17 protein-coding genes are annotated in these 19,793 nt (G+C 63.3%); 6 read left to right on the forward strand and 11 right to left on the reverse strand.

Annotated features, from left to right (window positions below; all coding sequences use genetic code 11):
• Positions 1–109: 109 nt before the first annotated feature.
• The 3 genes from ABNX08_RS09555 to ABNX08_RS09565 all read right to left on the reverse strand — a co-directional run bounded on the left by ABNX08_RS09555 (position 110) and on the right by ABNX08_RS09565 (position 2,302).
• The gene (locus tag ABNX08_RS09555; protein WP_022534967.1) at positions 110–526 is read right to left on the reverse strand and encodes a rubredoxin; all 417 of its coding nucleotides are present in this window, start codon (positions 524–526) and stop codon (positions 110–112) included.
• Positions 527–729: 203 nt separating this feature from the next.
• Positions 730–1,431: an alpha/beta hydrolase gene (locus ABNX08_RS09560; protein WP_022534968.1), complete on the reverse strand. Its 702-nt coding sequence runs from the start codon at positions 1,429–1,431 to the stop codon at positions 730–732.
• 40 nt (positions 1,432–1,471) lie between these two features.
• On the reverse strand, positions 1,472–2,302 hold the full coding sequence (locus ABNX08_RS09565; RefSeq protein ID WP_022534969.1) for a dioxygenase: 831 nt from the start codon (positions 2,300–2,302) through the stop codon (positions 1,472–1,474).
• Between the two features lie 87 nt (positions 2,303–2,389).
• Here ABNX08_RS09565 and ABNX08_RS09570 point away from each other — a divergent pair, with 87 nt between their 5' ends.
• The 6 genes from ABNX08_RS09570 (at position 2,390) to ABNX08_RS09595 (ending at position 11,475) form a co-directional block, all read left to right on the forward strand.
• Entirely contained in the window at positions 2,390–3,304 is a 915-nt protein-coding gene (locus ABNX08_RS09570; protein WP_022534970.1) for a LysR family transcriptional regulator, read from the forward strand.
• A 644-nt stretch (positions 3,305–3,948) separates the two neighbouring features.
• On the forward strand, positions 3,949–5,310 hold the full coding sequence (locus tag ABNX08_RS09575) for an MFS transporter (protein ID WP_022534971.1): 1,362 nt from the start codon (positions 3,949–3,951) through the stop codon (positions 5,308–5,310).
• 50 nt (positions 5,311–5,360) lie between these two features.
• Positions 5,361–6,839 (forward strand): aldehyde dehydrogenase, encoded by a 1,479-nt coding sequence (locus ABNX08_RS09580; protein ID WP_022534972.1) that lies wholly within the window; start codon positions 5,361–5,363, stop codon positions 6,837–6,839.
• 213 nt (positions 6,840–7,052) lie between these two features.
• The gene (locus ABNX08_RS09585; RefSeq protein ID WP_022534973.1) at positions 7,053–7,952 is read left to right on the forward strand and encodes a LysR family transcriptional regulator; all 900 of its coding nucleotides are present in this window, start codon (positions 7,053–7,055) and stop codon (positions 7,950–7,952) included.
• 180 nt (positions 7,953–8,132) lie between these two features.
• Positions 8,133–9,776 (forward strand): AMP-binding protein, encoded by a 1,644-nt coding sequence (locus ABNX08_RS09590; protein WP_349607000.1) that lies wholly within the window; start codon positions 8,133–8,135, stop codon positions 9,774–9,776.
• 85 nt (positions 9,777–9,861) lie between these two features.
• Entirely contained in the window at positions 9,862–11,475 is a 1,614-nt protein-coding gene (locus ABNX08_RS09595; protein ID WP_022534975.1) for a GMC family oxidoreductase, read from the forward strand.
• Between the two features lie 255 nt (positions 11,476–11,730).
• Here the strand turns inward: ABNX08_RS09595 and ABNX08_RS09600 are convergent, their stop codons facing one another.
• From ABNX08_RS09600 to ABNX08_RS09635, 8 genes are all read right to left on the reverse strand, one after another.
• Positions 11,731–12,663 carry an NADPH:quinone oxidoreductase family protein gene (locus ABNX08_RS09600; RefSeq protein ID WP_374063659.1) on the reverse strand — a complete coding sequence of 311 codons (933 nt, stop codon included), beginning with the start codon at positions 12,661–12,663 and terminating at the stop codon, positions 11,731–11,733.
• 69 nt (positions 12,664–12,732) lie between these two features.
• Complete coding sequence (locus ABNX08_RS09605) at positions 12,733–13,845, reverse strand: CaiB/BaiF CoA-transferase family protein (RefSeq protein ID WP_022534977.1); 1,113 nt, start codon at positions 13,843–13,845, stop codon at positions 12,733–12,735.
• A complete protein-coding gene (locus ABNX08_RS09610) occupies positions 13,842–14,507 on the reverse strand; it encodes a 3-hydroxyacyl-CoA dehydrogenase family protein (RefSeq protein ID WP_022534978.1) in 666 nt (221 codons plus the stop codon). The genes ABNX08_RS09605 and ABNX08_RS09610 overlap by 4 nt, the downstream gene beginning before the upstream one ends.
• Position 14,508: 1 nt before the next feature.
• Entirely contained in the window at positions 14,509–15,384 is an 876-nt protein-coding gene (locus ABNX08_RS09615) for a 3-hydroxyacyl-CoA dehydrogenase family protein (protein ID WP_022534979.1), read from the reverse strand.
• Positions 15,385–15,393: 9 nt separating this feature from the next.
• The gene (locus tag ABNX08_RS09620) at positions 15,394–16,560 is read right to left on the reverse strand and encodes an acyl-CoA dehydrogenase family protein (RefSeq protein WP_022534980.1); all 1,167 of its coding nucleotides are present in this window, start codon (positions 16,558–16,560) and stop codon (positions 15,394–15,396) included.
• Positions 16,561–16,584: 24 nt separating this feature from the next.
• On the reverse strand, positions 16,585–17,340 hold the full coding sequence (locus ABNX08_RS09625) for an SDR family NAD(P)-dependent oxidoreductase (RefSeq protein WP_022534981.1): 756 nt from the start codon (positions 17,338–17,340) through the stop codon (positions 16,585–16,587).
• A complete protein-coding gene (locus ABNX08_RS09630; protein ID WP_022534982.1) occupies positions 17,333–18,103 on the reverse strand; it encodes an enoyl-CoA hydratase/isomerase family protein in 771 nt (256 codons plus the stop codon). Before ABNX08_RS09630 ends, ABNX08_RS09625 begins: the two co-directional genes overlap by 8 nt.
• Before the next feature lie 2 nt (positions 18,104–18,105).
• Positions 18,106–19,788 (reverse strand): AMP-binding protein, encoded by a 1,683-nt coding sequence (locus tag ABNX08_RS09635; protein ID WP_041681414.1) that lies wholly within the window; start codon positions 19,786–19,788, stop codon positions 18,106–18,108.
• Positions 19,789–19,793: the final 5 nt, after the last annotated feature.

The raw sequence follows: 19,793 nt of genomic DNA on the forward strand, positions 1-19,793 counted from the left end.
TCGTTCACGAGTGTATTCAAAAAATTTGAATGCCCTCACGCGCCGGCAATGCGGAACTGTTGCTCACCGCCCCCCGTTATCAGCCCAAGCGTCCCCGCTGCTCTAACCCTCAAAACTCCACCATCGCAAAATCGTCTTTCCCCACATCGCACTCCGGGCAGCGCCAATCAGCAGGAATGTCTTCCCAGCGCGTGCCCGGCGCGATGCCGTCTTCAGGCCAGCCGTCGGCTTCGTCATAGACCCAGCCGCAGATGATGCAGACCCATTGCTTGAACTCGTTGCTGGAGGCCTCCACTGCAGCGGGGGTGGCAGTAACGGACTTGGTCACGGTGCCTTCCGGCTCTTCCAGACTAAACACCAGCGGCGACGACTGCGTCTGCTCCCTGTTTCCCATTCGTGCCTGCAGTTGCGTGAGCAGGGCTTGTGCTTCATCGGTGGTCAGGTCGATCCAATAAGGATCGCCGGCGCCGTCGTTCAAGCGTTTCGGGGAAAACTGGATTTCTACTGCGGTGCCTTTTTTATACATGCGACAGGGACGATGGAATCTGGTGTCTGCCGGCGGCTGCGGTGGGCCGCGCCGGCACAGTGGGCGAAGCGGAAGCACCGCGCGGCGGCTCAGCCGTGCATCTCAGTACGACGGAGGCGAGCAGGCCAAGCACGGCGACCAGACCCAAAGTCGAGGGGCGAGAGGTTGGTGTGGGGTTAGCCTGAGGCGGTGGGTTGCGTCGATCAGGCCAGCGCGAGCGGGCCGGCCAGCCATAGCGCGAAGTCGCTGACGACTTGCTGGTTCAGCGTGTGTCCGATCGGATAGCGGCGGTTCTGGTTTGGCACGCCCAGCGCAGTCAGCCACTCTTTGGCGCGCTCGGCCCAGGCCACTGGCAGCTTGTCGTCGAACTCGCCGTGGGCGATCAGCGCCGACAGCTTGGACAGTGCCTCGCGCGGCCCGAGATGCGGTTCGATCTCGGGCAGGATACGGCCGCTCAGCACTGCGAAGCCCGCTACCTCTTGCGGCGTGGTTAGCGACACGCTGGCGCTGAGGATGCCGCCCTGGCTGAAACCGGCGATCACCGTGGGCACGCGCTGCGCTGCAGTGTTGGCATCCTGCGCATGGAAGCTGCGCACCAGCGTGATCAGTTGCTGCCGGCTGCGCTCGGCCTGCGCCGCGTTGATGGCCGGCGCGCCGCCCTGGAAGCTGACTTCGAAGAAGCCATGCTGGCGCGGGCCGAAGGTCAGCGGGCCTTGCACCAGCGCTACCTGCACGCGCGGGTCGATGTAGCTCGCCACGGGAGCGAGGTCGGTCTCGTTGCTACCGACGCCGTGCAGCAGCAGTAGACGCCCATCTGGGACGCCATCCGTGTCGCGCAGGCGATAGCGCAGGCCGGAGGCAGCATCCTGCTGCAGCGGGCCGATGTCTTGTGGGGTGGTGTTCATCTCAAATCCTGTGTTCAAGGCTTGGGGACGGAGTTTTTGCTCAGGCCGCCGCGCTCGCGCCGATCGCATACGACTCCATCGACAGTACGCCATAGGTGATGCCGCCGTCGATCACCTGCAGCGGCTCGCCCGCGCTGGCCGCGCCCACGGCCATCAGCAGCGGCAGGAAGTGCTCGTCGCTTGGGTGTGCGCGCAGGGCATGCGGCGCGAGGCTGCGGTAGTTGATCAGCGGCTGCACGTTACCGTGCTGCGTGGCGGCCTGCACCGCGCCGCGCACCCAGCGGGTGAACTCGGCCACATAGGGCGCCTCGCCGCCGCCGTGGACGCGGAACTCGTTGAGGTTGTGCGTCATGCTGCCGGAGCCGACGATCAGCAGGCCCTCGTCGCGCAGCGGCGCGAGCGCGCGGCCCAGCGCCAGTGCGCCGGCAGGGTCCAGCGGATGCGGCAGTGGCACCTGGAACACCGGCACGTGCGCATCGGGTAGCAGGTGGTGCAGCGGCACCCAGGCGCCGTGGTCCAATCCGCGCTGCGGGTCCAGCCGCGTGGGGAAGCCGGATTCCGTCAGCAGTTCGGCCGTGCGCGCGGCCAGGGCCGGATGGCCGGCCACCGGGTATTGCAGCTCATACAGCGCGCGCGGGAAGCCGCCGAAATCGTGGATGGTATCGGGCTGCGCGTTGGTGCTCACGCGTACTTCATGCGGCGTCATCCAGTGCGGCGACACCACCAGCACTGCTTTCGCGGGCGGCAGCGTGCGACCCAATTCAGTGAGCTGCGGGCCGGCCATGCCGGGCTCGATGGCGAAGGTGGGCGCGCCGTGCGAGATGAACAGCACGGGTAGGGTGGTGCGAGTGGCGGTGGCGGTAGCGGACAAACGCAGTCTATTGGTTTCGCATTCGCTGATAAACTGCCTATCCTGTGATTAATCGTCCCGATAATCGAGACAATCAGCAAGAACGTGATGGATAGAGCCCTGGAAATGACTGTCTTCACCGCCGTGGTCGATGCGGGCAGCTTCGTCGGCGCAGTGGAGGGGCTGCGCATGTCCAAGGCGGCGGTGTCGCGCCATGTGGATGCGCTGGAGCAGCGCCTGGGCGTACGGTTGCTCCAGCGCACCACGCGCCGGCTGTCGTTGACCGAGGAGGGACGCATCTTCTACCAGCGCGCCAAGGAAGTGCTGGGGGCGCTGGACGATGCCGAGTCCGAGGTCAGCTCGCGCACACTAGAGCCCAGCGGACTGGTGCGCATCAACGTGCCGCTGACCTTCGGCATCCTGCACCTCGCGCCGCTGTGGGCCGCGTTCATGGAGGCACATCCGCAAGTGGACCTCGACATCACGTTGAACGACCGCGTGGTCGATCTCGTTGACGAAGGCTATGACCTCGCCGTGCGCATCGGCGACATGCCCAGTTCCGCCCTGATCAGCCGCAAGCTGGTCAGCACGCGCGTGCTGCTGTGCGCCACGCCGCGCTATCTGGAACGGCACGGCACGCCGCTGCATCCGCACGACCTCGCGCAGCACCGCGTGCTGGCCTACACCAACTGGTCCGATCGCGACGAATGGCATTTCGACGGCCCGCACGGGAAGGTCAGCGTGCGCACGCGTGCGCGCGTGCACACCAACAACGGCGACACCTGCCGCGCCATCGCGCTCGGTCACGGCGGCGTCATGCTGCAGCCCAGCTTCATGCTGCACGAGGACTTGCGTAGCGGCGCGCTGGTAGAGCTGATGCCCGATTTTCGCGCCGCCGAGATCGGCGTGTACGCCGTCTATCCCACGCGCAAGCAGCTGGCGCTGAAGGTACGGCGCCTGGTGGATTATCTGGTGGAGGCTTTTAAGGACGTGTCGTGGGAGCCGGCGGCCCCAACGCGCTGAGCAGCGCCACGGCCGCAGGTCGACACCACAACGGATACGAAGGATGCGGGGCCACACCGGCGCAGGCAAGCATGGGTTGCCGGCCAGTCCATCGTGATCACCGGCGTATCGCTGACCTGACCCGCCGCGATGCCAGCGGGCCAGCGCGCCACCAGCGGCACGCGGATGCCGCAGGCGGGGACGAGCTGGCCGCGTCTTCGGGCTGCACGCGGCATCCTGAATTTACGCTGGCGCTGGCGGGAAACGAAGGGCACGGCCTCGGCGCGCACCAATGGCCCTGCTCAATCTCTTGTCCGCCCCGCCAGTCAACGTTGGCCTGTTGCGCAGGTTGGGAATGAGGCGAAAGCCGCACTTGCGAACGCCTGGCGCCTCCTTTGTTTTGGATTGCGATCCCTCTGGGCTGGCCATCAAAAATGTCCATGCTTCCAGGCAGCGGTCTCCCTATCCGGTCAGTTCGACCGGGCTAAACCGGTCTTTTAGAAAAGCTTGATTGTCCGTTGCGCCACAAGTCCATTAGATTGGACCGAGCCGCCATTTCGGTGAATCAAACAGAAGAGAGACCATTCAGGAGACAACCGCCATGAATTGTGGACCCGTAGGTGACTTTGGCAGTGCAGGCGTTGCAGCGTCCAGGGAGGCGATCCATGGCAGCCACTGACGCGCGCGCGGGGGTGAATCCCGACCAGGTAATCCAGAAGTGCGCGCGGCGCATTGTGCCACTCGCCCTCTTCGGTTTCTTCCTTTGCTATCTCGATCGCTCCAACGTCGGCATGGCATCGCTGACCATGAATGCCGACCTGGGTATCACGCCAGCAATGTATGGGTGGGGTGTCGGCTTGTTTTTCTGGGGCTATTGCCTGTTTGAGGTGCCTAGCAACATTGCGCTGGCCCGGTTCGGCGCCCGGGTATGGATCGCGCGCATCATGGTGATGTGGGGTGCCGCCTCGCTGGCGATGGCCTGGGTCTGGAGTCCTGAAAGTTATTATGTGCTGCGCTTTCTGCTCGGCGTGGCCGAAGCGGGGTTTGTCCCTGGCGTGATCTATTATTTCCGGCTGTGGTTCCCGGAGCGGTACAACAACCGAATGATCGGTTTGTTCCTGTTGGCCAACCCCCTGTCGGCATTGATCGGCAACCCTCTCTCCGGGCTCCTGTTGCAAATGGACGGCATATTGGGAATGAAGGGATGGCAGTGGCTCTTCATTATTGAAAGCGTGCCGACCATTCTGTTCGGCATCGTGATCTTCTTGCTGTTGCCGAACTCCCCGCGTGCAGTCAACTGGCTGGCGCCGGCGGAAAAGGAATGGCTCGAGAACACGCTGGAGCGGGAGCGTATCGCCCGTCAGGGCATCAAGAGTGAATCCGTCGCCGGTGTCCTGCTGAGTGCGCGGATCTGGGTGCTTAGCTCGATCTATCTGGGGATCGTCATCGGCATCTACGGCGTTGGGTTCTTCCTGCCGCAGATCGTGAAGGAGTTCGGCCTGTCCACGGCATCGGTCGGATTCGTCAGTGCGATTCCGTCATTGTTCGGCGCCATTGCCATGGTGTTGTGGTCGCGGCATTCGGACAAGACCGGCGAACGGGCCGGACACACCGCCATTGGCTGCGCGCTGACGATGTTCGGACTGGCGCTGGCAGCCTATGCGCCGACACCGATGATCTCCATGATCGGGCTCACGCTCACCTCGATGGGGACGCTGGCTGGGATGGTGACCTTCTGGTCGATGCCTAACGCGCTGATCTCTGGCGGGCAGGCCGCGGCGGCCTTTGGACTGATTAATACGATCGGGTCCTTCGGCGGGGTGGTCGGCCCGAACATCATGGGTTACCTGCGCGGCAGCACCGGCGACTTCCGAAGCGGACTTCTCGGGCTTGCAGCGTGCCAGATCGTCGGCATCGCGGTGGCGTTGTACTTCCGCACGGCCGTCAACGCCGCGAGGGCGTCGCAAGGTCGAACCAGCACATTCGCGACGCCGCAGCATGGCCTCGGCAGCAGGGCCGGCGAATGAACGATTGCCATCCAAGCCAGCAAAGCTGGACCTACAAGAATGAGGATCAAATGAAACGCTATCAGTTGTTCATCGACGGCCGTTATGTCGATCCGGTGAAGGGAGAGTGGTTCGATACGGTCAACCCATATACCGGCGAGGCCTGGGCGCGCATCCCTCGAGGCACGAAGGAGGACGTCGATATCGCGGTTGCGGCCGCGTCGCGGGCTTTAAAGGAAGGAGCGTGGGCGACGATGACACCCACGGCGCGGGGCAAACTGATGCGCCGTCTCGGCGACCTGGTCCTGGAGAACGCGCAGCGCCTGGCGGAGACCGAAGTACGGGACAATGGCAAGCTGATGAGTGAGATGCTGGGCCAGCTTCGGTCCCAGCCTGAGTGGTGGTGGTACTTCAGCGGCCTGGCCGACAAGATTGAGGGCTCGGTCGTACCCCTTGACAAGTCCGATGCCTTTGCCTTTACCACGCACGAGCCGGTTGGCGTGGTGGCAGCCTTGACCGCCTGGAACTCGCCTTTGCTGTTTGTGGCGATGAAGTGCGCGCCTGCTTTGGCGGCCGGCTGCACAGTGGTCCTGAAGCCCTCCGAATTCGCTTCGGCGAGCACGCTGGAGTTCATGGAACTGACGCAGCAGGCAGGCTTCCCGGAAGGGGTGTTCAACGTCGTCACCGGCTTGGGTGCGGAAACCGGCGCCGCCTTGGCTGAGCACCCGGACGTCGCCAAGATCAGCTTTACCGGATCGGACGCCACGGGGGCCAAAGTCTATGCCGCGGCTGCAAAGTCGATGAAGCGGGTATCACTAGAACTGGGCGGTAAGTCACCCAACATTGTGTTCGAGGACTGTGATGTCGCTCAGGCCATCGCCGGTGCGGTGTCCGGAATTTTTGCGGCGACGGGTCAGACTTGTGTCGCCGGTTCCCGATTGCTGGTGCAGAACAGCATCAAGGACCGCTTCGTCGACCAGCTTGTCAGCATGGTTGCATCGGCACGCGTCGGCGACCCCAGCGCGCCGGAGACGAATATTGGTCCTGTCGCAACGCCGGACCAGTATCAGAAGGTGTTGCGGTACATCGACATCGCCAGGTCAGAAGGCGCCCGCTGCGTATTTGGCGGGGAACCTGTCTGGGATCTCCCTGGTGGCCAGTTCGTGCAGCCCACCATTTTTGTCGATGTGACGAATGACATGCGCATCGCGCAGGAGGAGGTCTTCGGCCCTGTGCTGTCCGTCATCGGGTTCGATGACGAAGCCGACGCAGTGCGGATCGCCAATGACGTGATTTACGGGCTTGCAGCCGGAGTGTGGACTAAAGATATTTCCAGGGCACTGCGTATGTCCAAGGCGCTGAAGGCTGGCACAGTCTGGATCAATACCTATCGGGGGATGAGTTTTAACTTGCCGTTCGGCGGGATGAAGCAATCCGGGCTAGGCCGTGAGAACGGTATCGAATCGGTTCGAGAGTTTCTGGAGACCAAGAGTGTCTGGGTCTCCACTGCTACAACTGCGCCGGTCAATCCGTTCATTCTGCGGCTTTGAGGTGGCGTCTGGCGCGCGCGGGGCGCTACCCCGGAAACCGGATTCCGGTCCGGCTTTTGCGGCATGCCGTCCTGCGTATTGCCAGCGGCTGAAGGGGGGACGGGGGCGGGGTCTATACTACATACTTGAGAGCCAGCGCCAAGGCTCCGTTACAGGCTGTGCCCAAACGCGATACGGGCACGGCAATCCCTTCTCACGCTTGCAGGTGCCTCAATGTCCAACGTTCCGCGCTTCGACCTGGTCGACCTCAGACTCTTCGTGGCGGTCGCAGAGGGCAACAGTCTCACCCGAGGCGCTGAGCGGGCGTTTCTGTCGGTGGCTGCGGCCAGCCTACGCATCAAGGGCCTGGAGGAAGGGTTGGGCGCGCAGCTTCTCTATCGAAACAAGCGCGGCGTATCGCCCACGCGGGCTGGTGAAGTGTTCGCGGAGCACGCGCGGCGCGTGCTTGCCGAGGTGGAGCAACTGCAGAGCAGCATCCAGCCATTCTCGCAGGGCGTGCGCGGCCATGTGCGCCTGTTCGCCAATGCCACGGCCATATGCGAGTTCTTGCCGGCGGTGCTGGCGCGTTTCTTCGAGACCCATTCCGCCATCACGGTCGATCTTCAGGAGCGCCTGAGCGCAGAGATCGTCCGAGCCGTGCTCGAAGGCATTGCCGATATCGGCGTCATCTCCGCACGCGTGGCCGCGGACGGGCTCGAGACGCTACCCTACAAGAAGGACCGCATGGTCCTGGCCGTTCCGGAAGGCCACCCATTGGCGGAGGTGCAGTTCATTCACTTCGCCGACACGCTTGATCATGAATTCATCAGCCTGGATTCACACAGCGCGACGTATTCCTATCTGCAGCAGGAGGTGCTGCAGCTTGGCCGCAGCATGCATCAGCGCATCCAAGTCGGCAGCTACGATGCGATGTGCCGCATGGTCGAGGCCGGCGTAGGCATTGGGGTGTTGCCCGAAATGGCGGCAAGCCGGCACGCCCGGTCCACGCGGATCAAGATCGTGCAGTTGCTCGACGACTGGGCCACCCGCGAGTTGCGCATCTGCGTGCGCAAGCAGAGCGAGTTGCCTGTATTCGCGCGGGAACTCATCGAATTTATCCTGCAGAACGACTGAACCAGTCGGGCCACACAAAGGTATTTTCGACGGGCCTAAAGCAGTCGTTTGTGAATCTCAAATTGCCGCCTTCGGCAGCGGCCACCAAACTATGACCTCGCGATAGAGGACGACAGCAATCGATACGGCTGTCTGACTCAACGTGCCCGGCCACGGCCTGGACGGGGGACTGGTGAGGTGATGCCGATGAAAACCCTGACTTATGTAAGTGAACAGTGCGCCCGGCGCTACCGATCTGCCGGCTGGTGGGAGGGGCGCACGCTTCTCGATGATTTCAATGCCGCAGTCGCGCGCCGCCCCTCGGCCACGGCTGTGGTCGGCCCGGACGGCCGGCGCATGAGCTTCGCCGAGCTCGATGAAGAGTCGCGGCGCGTGGCCGCAAGCTTCATGGCGATGGGGCTCGAACAGGGCGACGTGGTCTCGGTACAGCTACCGAACTGGATCGAATTCGTTACGGTGCATCTGGCTGCCACCCGCTTGGGCGCGGTGACGGCACCACTGCTTACCAGCTACCGCGAGCACGAGCTCTCCTACATCCTGCAGGTCTCGCGAACCTCGATCGCCGTCATTCCTGGCCACTACCGCGACTTTGATTTCCCTGCGATGTATGCCGGCCTCTGGCAACAGTTGCCGGAACTGAAGCAGGTGGTGGTCGTCAGCGGTGAAGCCCTGCCTTCGATGCGGACCTACGCCGAATCCCGCGCGTCGCCAGCGGCTGCTTTGCCAGCGAGGGAGGTGCGCGGTGACGCCGTGGCCGCCCTCATCTTTACCTCGGGAACTGAGGCCAGGCCCAAGGCCGTGATCCACAGCCACGACACAATGATGTACGGCACACGCACCATGCCGAAGCTGCTCGGGCTTACGCACGAGGACGTGGTATGGGCGCCAACCCCGCTGGGGCACGCAACCGGCTTCTTGTGGGGCATGCGGCTCGCCCTGACGCTGGGATGCAAGCTGGTGCTGCAGGATGCCTGGGATGCGGAGGATGCGCTGCGGTTGATCGAGGCCGAGCGCTGCACCTTCACGCTCGCGGCGACGCCTTTCGTGAAGATGCTCCTCGACAGTCCATCCGCCGGCCAGTGTGATAGCGCTTCATTACGCATGTTTGGCTGCGCAGGTGCACCGATTCCGCGCAGCCTCGGCCTGGAGGTCGAGGAAAAGCTTGGCTGCCGGCTGATTGGCATGTGGGGCATGTCGGAATGCTTCGTGGGCAGCGCGTCGCTGGCCACCGATCCGGAGGAAAAGCACTGGGGCACCGATGGGCGCGCCATGCCGGGCAGTGAACTGGCGATCTTCGACGAGACGCGCACACGCATGTTGCCGCCAGGGGAAATTGGCGAACTTGCAACGCGTGGGCCACACGTGGCGCTGGGCTACTTTGACGACCCACAGCGCACGGCGCAGGCCTTCTCGCCTGAAGGCTGGCTGTTTACCGGCGATCTGGCGACGCTGGACGCCGAGGGATATATGCGAATCGTCGGCCGCAAGAAGGACATCATCAATCGCGGCGGGCTGAAGATCAGTGCGCGGGAAGTCGAGGATTTCCTCCTGCAGCACCCATTGGTAAAGGAAGCCGTGGTGGTAGCCGTGCCGGATGCGCGCCTGGGTGAGAAAAGCTGCGCCTGTATCGTGCCTGACGGCCCGCGTGAGCCGACGCTGGCCGAACTGGTGCAGTTCCTGGAGGCACGTGGCATTGCCAGGTACAAGCTGCCCGAATCACTCGCCGTACTGGCGCGGCTGCCGATGACACCCAGTGGCAAGATTCAGAAATTCGCGCTGCGCGACGCCGTGATCAACGGCGGCTGCGCGGTGGAGACCATCTGAACGGACTGCACGCGTCCAGCTTCGCTCGTCCCACTACTAAATATTGGCGCGCTTGCCGCCCGTACTCGTGCTATAGGAGACAAAATTGAAACGAGATAACTACGATTATGTGATCGTCGGCGCCGGCTCTGCCGGTTGCACGCTCGCGTACCGGCTTTCGGAGAATCCCAATGTCCGCATCCTTGTGCTGGAGGCGGGCGGCTGGGATACACATCCGTTCCTGCATATCCCGCTTGCGTGGCCACATGTATTTTTTAACCGCATGAGCGACTGGATGTATTTTTCCGAGCCGGACGCCACGATCGCCAACCGGCGGCTCGATTGCGCGAGAGGCAAGGTCGTGGGGGGCTGCTCGACGGTGAATGGCATGACCTACATGCGCGGGCATCCGGGCGACTATGACAATTGGGCAAAGACACCAGGACTGGAGGCATGGGCCTATGACCGCGTGCTTCCCTATTTCCGCCGCACGGAGTCGTGGGAGGGCGGGGCGGACGCTTATCGCGGAGGTACCGGTCCGCTGACCACCCGCTATTCCCGCTTTGATGATCCGATATCAGAGAATTTTGTCGCCGCCGGCGTCGAGGCGGGCTACGCCTTTACGAAGGACTTCAATGGCGCCGAACCGGAAGGGTTCGCGGCATGGCAATCGACCATCCGTGACGGTCGCCGTTGCAGTGCGGCCGTCGCCTTTCTGAAGCCGGCGCTCAAGCGAGACAATGTCAAGCTCCAGACAAAAGCCCATACCACACGCATCGTGATGGAGGGCACAAAGGCGGTAGGGGTTGAGTATATTCAGGGAGGGCGATCACAGATCGCATATGCCGACAAGGAGGTCATCGTCGCTGCGGGTGCGATCAACTCGCCGCAGCTCCTGAACTTGTCCGGCATCGGTGATCCCTCCGAGCTCAAGGCGTTTGGCATCAAGACCGTTGTTGAACTACCCGGCGTGGGCAAGAACCTTCACGACCATATATCGGTCGGCGTCTCCTTTGCGCGCAAAGAGCGCAGCCCACTGCATCGCGCGATGCGCGCCGATCGCATCGTGCGCGAGTTGGGCAAGGCCTATTTTCGTGGCGAGGGCATCGCCACTGACCTTCCTTCCGGCGGCCTGGCTCACATCAAGAGTTCGCCCGACGAAACTCTGCCTGATATCGAACTCCTGACAGCCGCCGCGCCGAGCAACGCCGGGCCATACTTTCCGCCGTTCGTGCGCAGCTATACCGATGGCTTCATGATCCGGGCCGCCGTGCTTCGACCGGAAAGCCGCGGGCAGGTGCGCCTCGCCTCGGCAAGCCCGGATGTTGCGCCAATCATTGCGCAGAACTTCCTTGCCACGGATCGGGACCGCAAGGCCCTCAGAGCCGGCGTCAGGATGGCTCGCGATGTCGGACGCCAGAAATCGCTGGCGAAGATCGTCGACCGCGAAATCGCGCCGTCGGGCTATAGCGATGCCGAAATCGATGCGCATATCGGAGCGGCCGCGATCAGCGTTCACCATCCGGTGGGGACATGCAAGATGGGAAGCACGGACGACAGGATGGCCGTCGTCGATGCCGAACTGAGGGTGTTCGGTGTGCAGAATCTTCGCGTCGTGGACGCATCCATCATGCCCACGATTGTCGGCGGGGGCACAAATGCGCCCACCATCATGATCGCCGAGAAGGCTTCTGACCTGATCCTTGCTTCACACCGCTAAGACGCTGGCCCTGCCGGCCGTGGCGCCTTCCTGGATTCTGGCAAGAACGGCAAGCCAGGGCCAAGGAGGGCGCCGAGCCTGACGCCGGGGACACCCGGTGCTGTAGCACTCTCACCGCGCCACAAAAAATCCCCTTGCCTCGGAACGTAGGGCGGCTCGCCGCCCGTTAATACTGGCTTTGGTTCGCCATTCCAGCCACCAAATGCGATGCGGCCGTGGGAGATCCCCACGGCCGCATTGCCGAGACCACCAGGTTTAGTCCAGCGTCAAGACATATTTGCCGGATACCTGGCCGGAAGCGAGCTTAGCCAACGCCTGACCGGCGTGCGCCAGCGGCAAGGTGCCGGCGATCTTCGGCTTCAGCGCGCCTTGCTCATACAGCCGGAAGATTTCTTGTTGCACAGCCAGCACCTTCTCGGGTTGGCGCTCGCGGTAATCGCTCCATTGCAGCCCGCTGACAGCGATGTTCTTGACGAGAAGATAGTTGACCTTGACCTCGGGAATCCGTCCTGCCGCGAAGCCAATGACCACGGCCCGGCCGCACCATGCCATCGCGCGCAGCGCGGCATCGAACACGTCGCCGCCTAGGGTATCGAGCAGGACATCCACACCGTGTCCGGCCGTGGCGATGCGTACCTGGTCGCGCAGCGATTCGCGCAAGTCCGGGGCAGCGAGGTCGATCACCGCATCCGCGCCCAGTTGTCTTGCGGTGTCCACATGCTCGGCGCCGCTGACTCCGGCCAGCGCGATACCGCCCAGGCCCTTTACGATCTGGATCGCCGCCGAGCCGACGCCGCCGGCGGCACCGGTGACGAGGACTGTCTCGCCTTGGCGGAACCCACCGCGTTCCATCAGCGCGAAGTAAGCGGTCTGGTACACCAGGCCCATCGCGGCTGCGTCCTCGAACGACATGGCATCCGGGATGCGGAAGCACGATGCGGCATCGACGCTGACGAGCTCGGCGTAGCCACCGTACTCCAGCTGCGCTACCACGCGGTCGCCGGGCCGGAACCCGGTCACGTCAGCGCCGACCGCCAACACCACGCCGGCGGCATCCTTTCCCGGCGCGAACGGCCGTTGCGGAAGGATCTGATATTTTCCCTGCACGACCAGGACATCGGGATAGTTGACGGCGGCTGCACGCACGCCAATCAGTACATCGCTTTTGCCGAGCCGGGGATCGGGCAAATCGCCGACGGTGACGGATTCAGGAGCCGTAAATTCCTCTATGACAATAGCTTTCATAATCGATGGACCTCAGCGATCAAAACGTTGATTGTGCGCACCAAGCGCCGGCGCAGGCGCTACGCGCTCCGTGCCGCGGAAGGCGGCGTCCACGGGGACCGGCAGTGCCGGCATGGTCGCGCCGGCCACCGTGGTGACGGTGCGATCGAACAAACCTCGCTCCTGGAAGTGAGGGTCATGACGGGCCTCCTGCAGGCTCACCACCCGGCTCGTGCAGACGTCCTGCCCGGCAAAGCGGTCTTCCCAGTAGGCCACAGGATGTTTCGCAATGGCGGCGGCAACCGTGTCGACCGCTTGCGCCGGTGGCAACGCCGCCAGCGCGCCGGCATCGAGCCCAACCAGCGCCACGAAGTTGCCCCAGAACTTGTCTTCCAGCGGCGCCGCTGCCAGGAAGGCCCCATCGGCGGTGCGGTAGATCTGGTAGCGCGGCGTACCGCCCGTGACCAGTTCCGATGCCGTTCCGGGCCAGGATCCGAGCGCGCCGTTGCCAAGTCCCCAGTATTGGAAGGTAAAGAGGTTGTCCGCCATGGCCACGTCCAGGTGGACACCCTTGCCGGTCTGGTCGCGCTGACGCAGGGCGAGGAGGATGTTGATCATTGCCGGATAGGTGCCCCCGGCGATGTCCGCAATCAGGGCGGGCGGCAAGACCGGCGCACCATCGTTGCCCGCGGTCAGCGACAGCATGCCGGCCGCGGCCACGTAGTTGAGGTCATGCGCGGCTTCCGATGCGCGCGGGCCGCGCTGGCCGAAGCCGGTAATCGAGCAGTAGATCAGACGCGGGTTGATTTCGGCGAGCGCGGCATAGCCGAGTCCGAGACGAGCCATCACGCCGGGACGGAACTGTTCGATCAGCACATCGGCCTCACCAATCAGCGGCGTGAGTTGCGCCAAGGCTTCAGGCGACTTCAGGTCGATTGCGACGGACTGCTTGCCACGATTGAGCAGCACGAAGTTCGCGCTGTCGTCATCCACTTTCGGCGCATAGGAGCGCATCTCGTCGCCACGATCGGGACGTTCGAGCTTGATGACCTCGGCACCGGCTTCCGCAAGCAGCAACGAGCACAGTGGTCCGGGCAATAGCGTGCTGAAATCCAGCACCTTCACGCCGGCTAGCGGTTGTGTCATGGCTTGCCCCTGGATGCGTGCTCGGATCGGAGGGCGGCCACGCGCGCGCGCCGAGCCGGCGCGTAGGGTTCCTGTCCCAGCGCCTCGTAGAGCGCCTGCGTGACCCGGAAGTGGTGGGCGAGACCGGTGCGCTCCAGCAGCGAAATCGGTCCTTCGGGATAGCCAAGACCCAGGCACAGGGTCTTGTCCAGATCGTCCGCGTGCGCGAGCTTTTCATCCAGGCGCCGCAGGGCCGCGTTGAAGTAGGGACGGATGAGCCGGTCGACGATTCGGCCCGGGAAGTCATTGCAGACCGCAACGACCAGCCCGGCCGCCTGGAAGGCAGCCTTGGCTGCCGCCACGGCGGCGGGAAGGGTGCCCGGTTGCTTCACCAGTTCGATCAACGGACTTGGATCGGCGTCGCCGAGCCGGAAGCGGGCAAATCCGACCACGTTGGAGCCCTCAAGGCCACGGCTTTCGCCGGTGTAAATGCCGAGGCATTCCGTGCCCAGTTCGATGGCAACGAATGTACGGTACTCATGTCGGACACCGTCTGTGTAGGCCTTACCTGCATTGGCCCCAAGATAAATGACGCCTTCGGCGTCCTGCGATGCCGATTCGAGGAACGGGTGGGGCGAGGGAAAAGACCGGCTGCTGCCGGCTTGAACGATTTCATAGCGCATATCAGGCTCCAAACATCTTGGTGTCGCCATAGGTGTGGAATCCCACGCCTGTCTTCTTGCCGAGGCGGTTTGCGGCGATCATGCGACGCACCAGCGGCGGGCAGGCCGCGCGCGGCTCATGGGTCACGCCATGGAGGGCTTCGCACAGCAGCTTCTGCGTGTCCATCCCGACCAGGTCGAGCAACTCGAGCGGGCCCATCGGATAGCCGAGCGCGCTCTTGATGGCCAGGTCAATATCGGCTGGCTCGGCCACGCCTTGCTCGACCAATCTGATGGCATCGTTGTTGAACGGGATCAGGAAGTAGTTGAGGATGAAGCCCGGGGTGTCCTGCGTGGTGACCGGCTTCTGGCCCATCGCCTCCGCGAATGCCCACGCCTGCCGGAACGTGTCGTCCGATGTGGCTAGTCCCGGCGACATCTCGATCAGCTTCATCAATTGCGCCGGAAGGCAGAAGTGCATGCCGACAAAACGGTCCGGCCGTCCCGAGCCGCCGGCGATCTCGGTGATCGAGATCGTCGAGGTGTTCGACGCGAAGATCGTGCCCTCTGGGCAGACCTCATTGAGTTGGTGGAACAACTGGTGCTTGACCGAAAGATCCTCGAAGATGGCTTCGATGACGATGTTGCAGCTGGCGAGGCCGGCCAGCTCGGTGGTGCCTTGCCAGCGCTCCATCGCCGCGGCCGCGGCGCCTGCCGGCAGCTTTCCGCGTTCTTCGGATTTCCTCAGGAACGCCTCGGTCTGGCCGCGGGCGCGGTCCAGCGCTTGCTGCCGCGTGTCGAACACGATGGTCCGGAAGCCCGCGCGCGCCGCAACGATCGCAATACCCGCGCCCATGGTGCCGGCGCCCGCGACGCCGACGGTTTGAATGATTGTCACATCTATCTCCTATTTCTTAAGGAAGCTGCGCCCGATCAACTGACGATGGACCTGGTTGGTTCCCTCCCAAATCTGGGTGATCTTTGCGTCGCGCATCAGCCGTTCGACGCGGTAGTCATTGCAGTAGCCGTAGCCGCCAAACAACTGCACCGCATCGGTGGTGATGCGCATGGCGGCATCCGTGGCACGTTGCTTCAGCATCGAGGCTTCGATGCCGAAGTCCCGATCGCCGGCGTCTACCATCTCGCCTACCCGCCACAGCCACGATTCGCAAAGCGCGAGTTCCGTCGCCATGTCGGCGAGCATGAACTGGATGCCCTGGAACTCCAGGATCCGCTTGCCCGACTGGCGCCGCTCGTTGATGTAGTCCACGGCATCATCGAAGGCGGCCCGTGCGATCCCAAGCGCGTGTGCCGCGACGCTTGGGCGTGAACGGTTCAGCGATCCGAACAGGATCTGCAGGCCGTCACCGGGATTGCCGATCAGGTTGGCGCGCGGCACCCGGCAATTGTCGAACGCCAGGCTTGCTGTGCTTGATGCCCGCGTTCCCATCTTGTGCTCGGTGCCGAGGACACGTAGGCCTTCCGTGCCTTTTTCGAGGATCAGTACGGAGATTGCCGCTTTCGGGTCGCTGATGCCTGACCATTTCCCGAACACCAAGTACAGGTCCGCCACGTCGCCATTGGTAATGAAGGTCTTTCCACCGTTGATGACGATGTCATCGCCATCGGGTGTAAAGGTGGTGCGCATGCAGGTGGCGTCCGAGCCGGCAGATGGCTCGGTGATGGCCAGCGACGCCAGTCCGCCGTCCGCGATGCGCGGCAGCAGGCGCTGCTTCTGCGCCTCGCTGCCGAATTCGATCAGTGGTTTGATCGCGTGGAAGTTTGTCGCCCAGATGATGCCGGTGGACGCACAGGCTTTCGAGATCTCGCGTACACAAGCCAGGTAACTGAGGAAGGAGAGTTGCGCTCCGCCGTAGCTTTCCGGGATAAACATCGTATTCAGGCCAACTTCGTTGATGGCCTTGACGTTCTCCCAGGGAAATGCGGCCGAGCGGTCATGCTCGGCCGCACGCGGCGCGATCTGGCTGTTGCAGAGTTCCTTGACGCTGTCGAGCAGCATCGTTTCCTCGGAAGACAGCGGCAGGCGCGCGTCCAACCGTTCCAGCATGTTCATGGTCATTCTCCGATCTCGCCCCGGCTACAGGGCCATGCCCTGGCCACCGTCGACGTAGAGCGTTTCGCCTGTCAGGAAGCGGCCAGGAAGTTGGAACAGCATGGCGGCGAGATGGCCGATATCGCGGGATTGTCCGGGGCCGCCAACGGGGATCCGCTTCTTCAGGAACGCGTGCAGCGCGCCCTCGTTAAGTTCGTCACGATTGAGGTCTGTTTCGATATAGCCCGGCGCGACGTTGATCACCTGGATGCCATCACGCGCCCACTCCACGGCCAGGCAGCGCGAAATCGCGCCGACCGCGGCCTTTGACGCGCAATACGCCGCATTGCCACGCACGCCGAGCTTGTCGTAGAACGACCCGATGTTGACGATCAGTGCGGCTCCCGCTTCCCGCAGATAGGGATAGGCCACCTGGCTGGCGAGCAGCACCGACGAAGCGTTGGTTTGCATCACTCTTTCAAAGTCCGCAATGGGAAAGGTTGCCGACGGACCCTGCAGGTGAACGCCCGCGTTGTTGACAAGACCGATCACCGGCTTGCCGAACAGCCCGGGCACGGCCGCGAATGCAGCCTTGATCGACGCCCGGTCCGTAATGTCGCAACGCAGGGCAGCCAGCCGTTGGTGTGCCTCGGCATCGAGGCCATTGGCATCGGGCAACTCGCCGGAGCGCGAAAGACAGGCGACGTGCAGGCCGGAACGCGCCAGTTCGATGGAGATCGAGGCACCGATACCGCGGCTGCCCCCAGTGACAATGACAGTGCCTTCTTTGAGCTCAGGCATCCTTGAACTCCGGTGAACGCTTCTCAATGAATGCGCGCATGCCTTCGACCGAATCGGCCGTCTGATAGGCAAGGGTGGAGAGGTCGGCTTCGATCTCGAGCCCCTGGTCAAGTGTGGTTTCCGCCCCACGTAAGACCGCTTCGCGGGCAAACTGGGACGCGCAACGGCTGTACCCGACGAAATCGGCCATGAATGCCTTGCCCAGTTCAGCAGGGTCGCCATCGGCTACGACGCGGTTTACAAGGCCCCAGCGTTCTGCTTCGATCGCATCGACCGTGCGGCCTGACATCACCATTTCCAGTGCCCGGGCTTCGCCAATGAGGCGCGGCAGGCGCTGCGTGCCGCCATAGCCCGGGATGAGACCGAGCTTGACTTCCGGCAGCCCCATTCGCGCATTGATGGTGGCGATGCGGAAGCTGCATGCCATGGCAAGCTCAAGCCCTCCACCAAAGGCGTATCCATGCAGGACCGCCACCGATGGGATGGGCAATCTGGCCAGCTTGTCAAAAGTCCGCTGACCGAACTGGGCACCGAGTCGCTGCTCCATTAGGCTGCGGTTCATCAATTCCTTGATGTCGGCTCCCGCGCAAAAAGCCTTTGGCCCGGCACCGGTCACGATCAGCGCGCGCGCATCCGAGGCGCGTATCTGATCGAGGGTGTACGACAGGGCCTCGATCATAGTGAACTGCAAGGCGTTACGCGCGTCAGGCCGATTAAGGGTGAGGATGGCGTAGGGGCCGTCAAACTTGATTTCAATCGACATGGTCAGGCTCCTGCAGTGGCGCGCGTGCGGTAACGAACAGCCGCTGGATTCAGCTCGCCTCGCATGGTCATCTCGACCAGATCGCGCTTGAGAATCTTGCCGCTGGGCGTCAGGGGGAACTGATCCAGGCTGAGGAAGAATTCCGGCATGTCGTACTTTGACAAGCCACATTCGGCCAGATGGGCCAGCATGTCATCCGGGTCCAGTTCAAGTCCGGCGCGAAGCACCACCGAAAGGCAGACCTTTTCGCCGAGGCGCTCGTCCTGCACCGCATACGCCGCGGCACGCTCCACGACCGGATGCCGCATGGCCAGTTCCTCGATCCGCGCCGGATGGATGTTGTGCCCCCCACGGATGATCAGGTCCTTCTTGCGGCCGACAATCACGATGCAACCGTTCTCGTCAATCATGCCAAGATCGCCACTCATGAACCAACCGTGACGGTTGAATGATGTCTCAGTGGCCACCTGGTTGCCGAAGTAGCCGAGCATCAGCAGCCCGCCGCGTCCGCCGATCTCGCCGACTTCGCCAATCTCGGCTTCGACGTCGGGGTTGTCCCGGTTCCACAGCCGTACCTCATAACCGCGACAGGCACGGCCGCATGTCGACACGATCGTATCGGCGCTATCGGACGGGATAGTGTAGTTGTGCGAGCCGTTCTCTGTCATGCCGTAGACGTTCTGCGGCGTGACGCCCAGGCTCAAGAATCTCTGCGCGACTTCCTGCGGAATGGCAGCGCCTGCCATGTAGAAGGTGCTAACCTCGCCCAGCGACGATACGTTGCCATCTCGCATGGCCTGCAGGATGTCCATAGCGTGGGTCGGAACGCCCATCACGTATGTGGCACCGGTTTCAAGAATCCGGTCCAGCGCCTGCTTCCCGGCGCGGAGATTGGTCATGACCAGCTCTGCGCCGGATACCAGTACCTGCTCAAGCGCGACGGTTCCGATGTGGTGGCTCATCGGGCTGAGGGTCAGCAACGTGGTGTCGGCGGTCTGTCGCCAGTCGTCGACTAGCGCCCGTCCGTTGGCCAGCAGCGTGTTGTCGCTGTGCATGACGCCTTTGGGCTGCCCCGTGGTACCGGACGTAAAGGCCAGGTACACGATCTTGTCGGGGTTCAGATCGGCGTGCGCGCCCGCTAGCGGTGCCTGACGGCCTGGAAATGACAGCGCACCTGCCCCAGCGCCATGGCGCTCCTCCTCTGCATTGTCGAGTGTGTAGATGGCGCGTAGCGTGGGGATGTCGTTCACGCGCGAGAAGACCGAGCGTTGGCTTGCGTCCGCGCCGTAGCCCGCCATGGCAAACAAGGCGCGGCATTGGATGCGGTTAAGCAGTGTGCAGATCTCGTCGACCGTGTAGTTCTGGTGCAGCGACGGGCAACAAACGTAGCCATTGCGGGAGCATGCGAGGAACACGATGGTGGCCTGCACGACATTGGGCAGCCAGATTCCCACGCGGTCACCGGATTTCAACCCCTGGCAGTGGAGGGCCTCGGCGACGCTGTCGGCCCAGTCGACAACCTCCCGCCAGGTCAGGCGGACATCGTCGTCGCGCAGCGCGTAGGCAGTGGGCCGCTCGCGCGCGTGGCGGCGGGCAAGCGTGTAGAGGGTTTCCTGCTGCCAGATCCCGGACAGGTAGTAGTCTCGCGCATGCTGCGGATTATGAAGTGTCAGGATGTTTTGCATGATGA

Source organism: Cupriavidus sp. DF5525 (assembly GCF_040149425.2).
Taxonomy (GTDB): domain Bacteria; phylum Pseudomonadota; class Gammaproteobacteria; order Burkholderiales; family Burkholderiaceae; genus Cupriavidus; species Cupriavidus pickettii_A.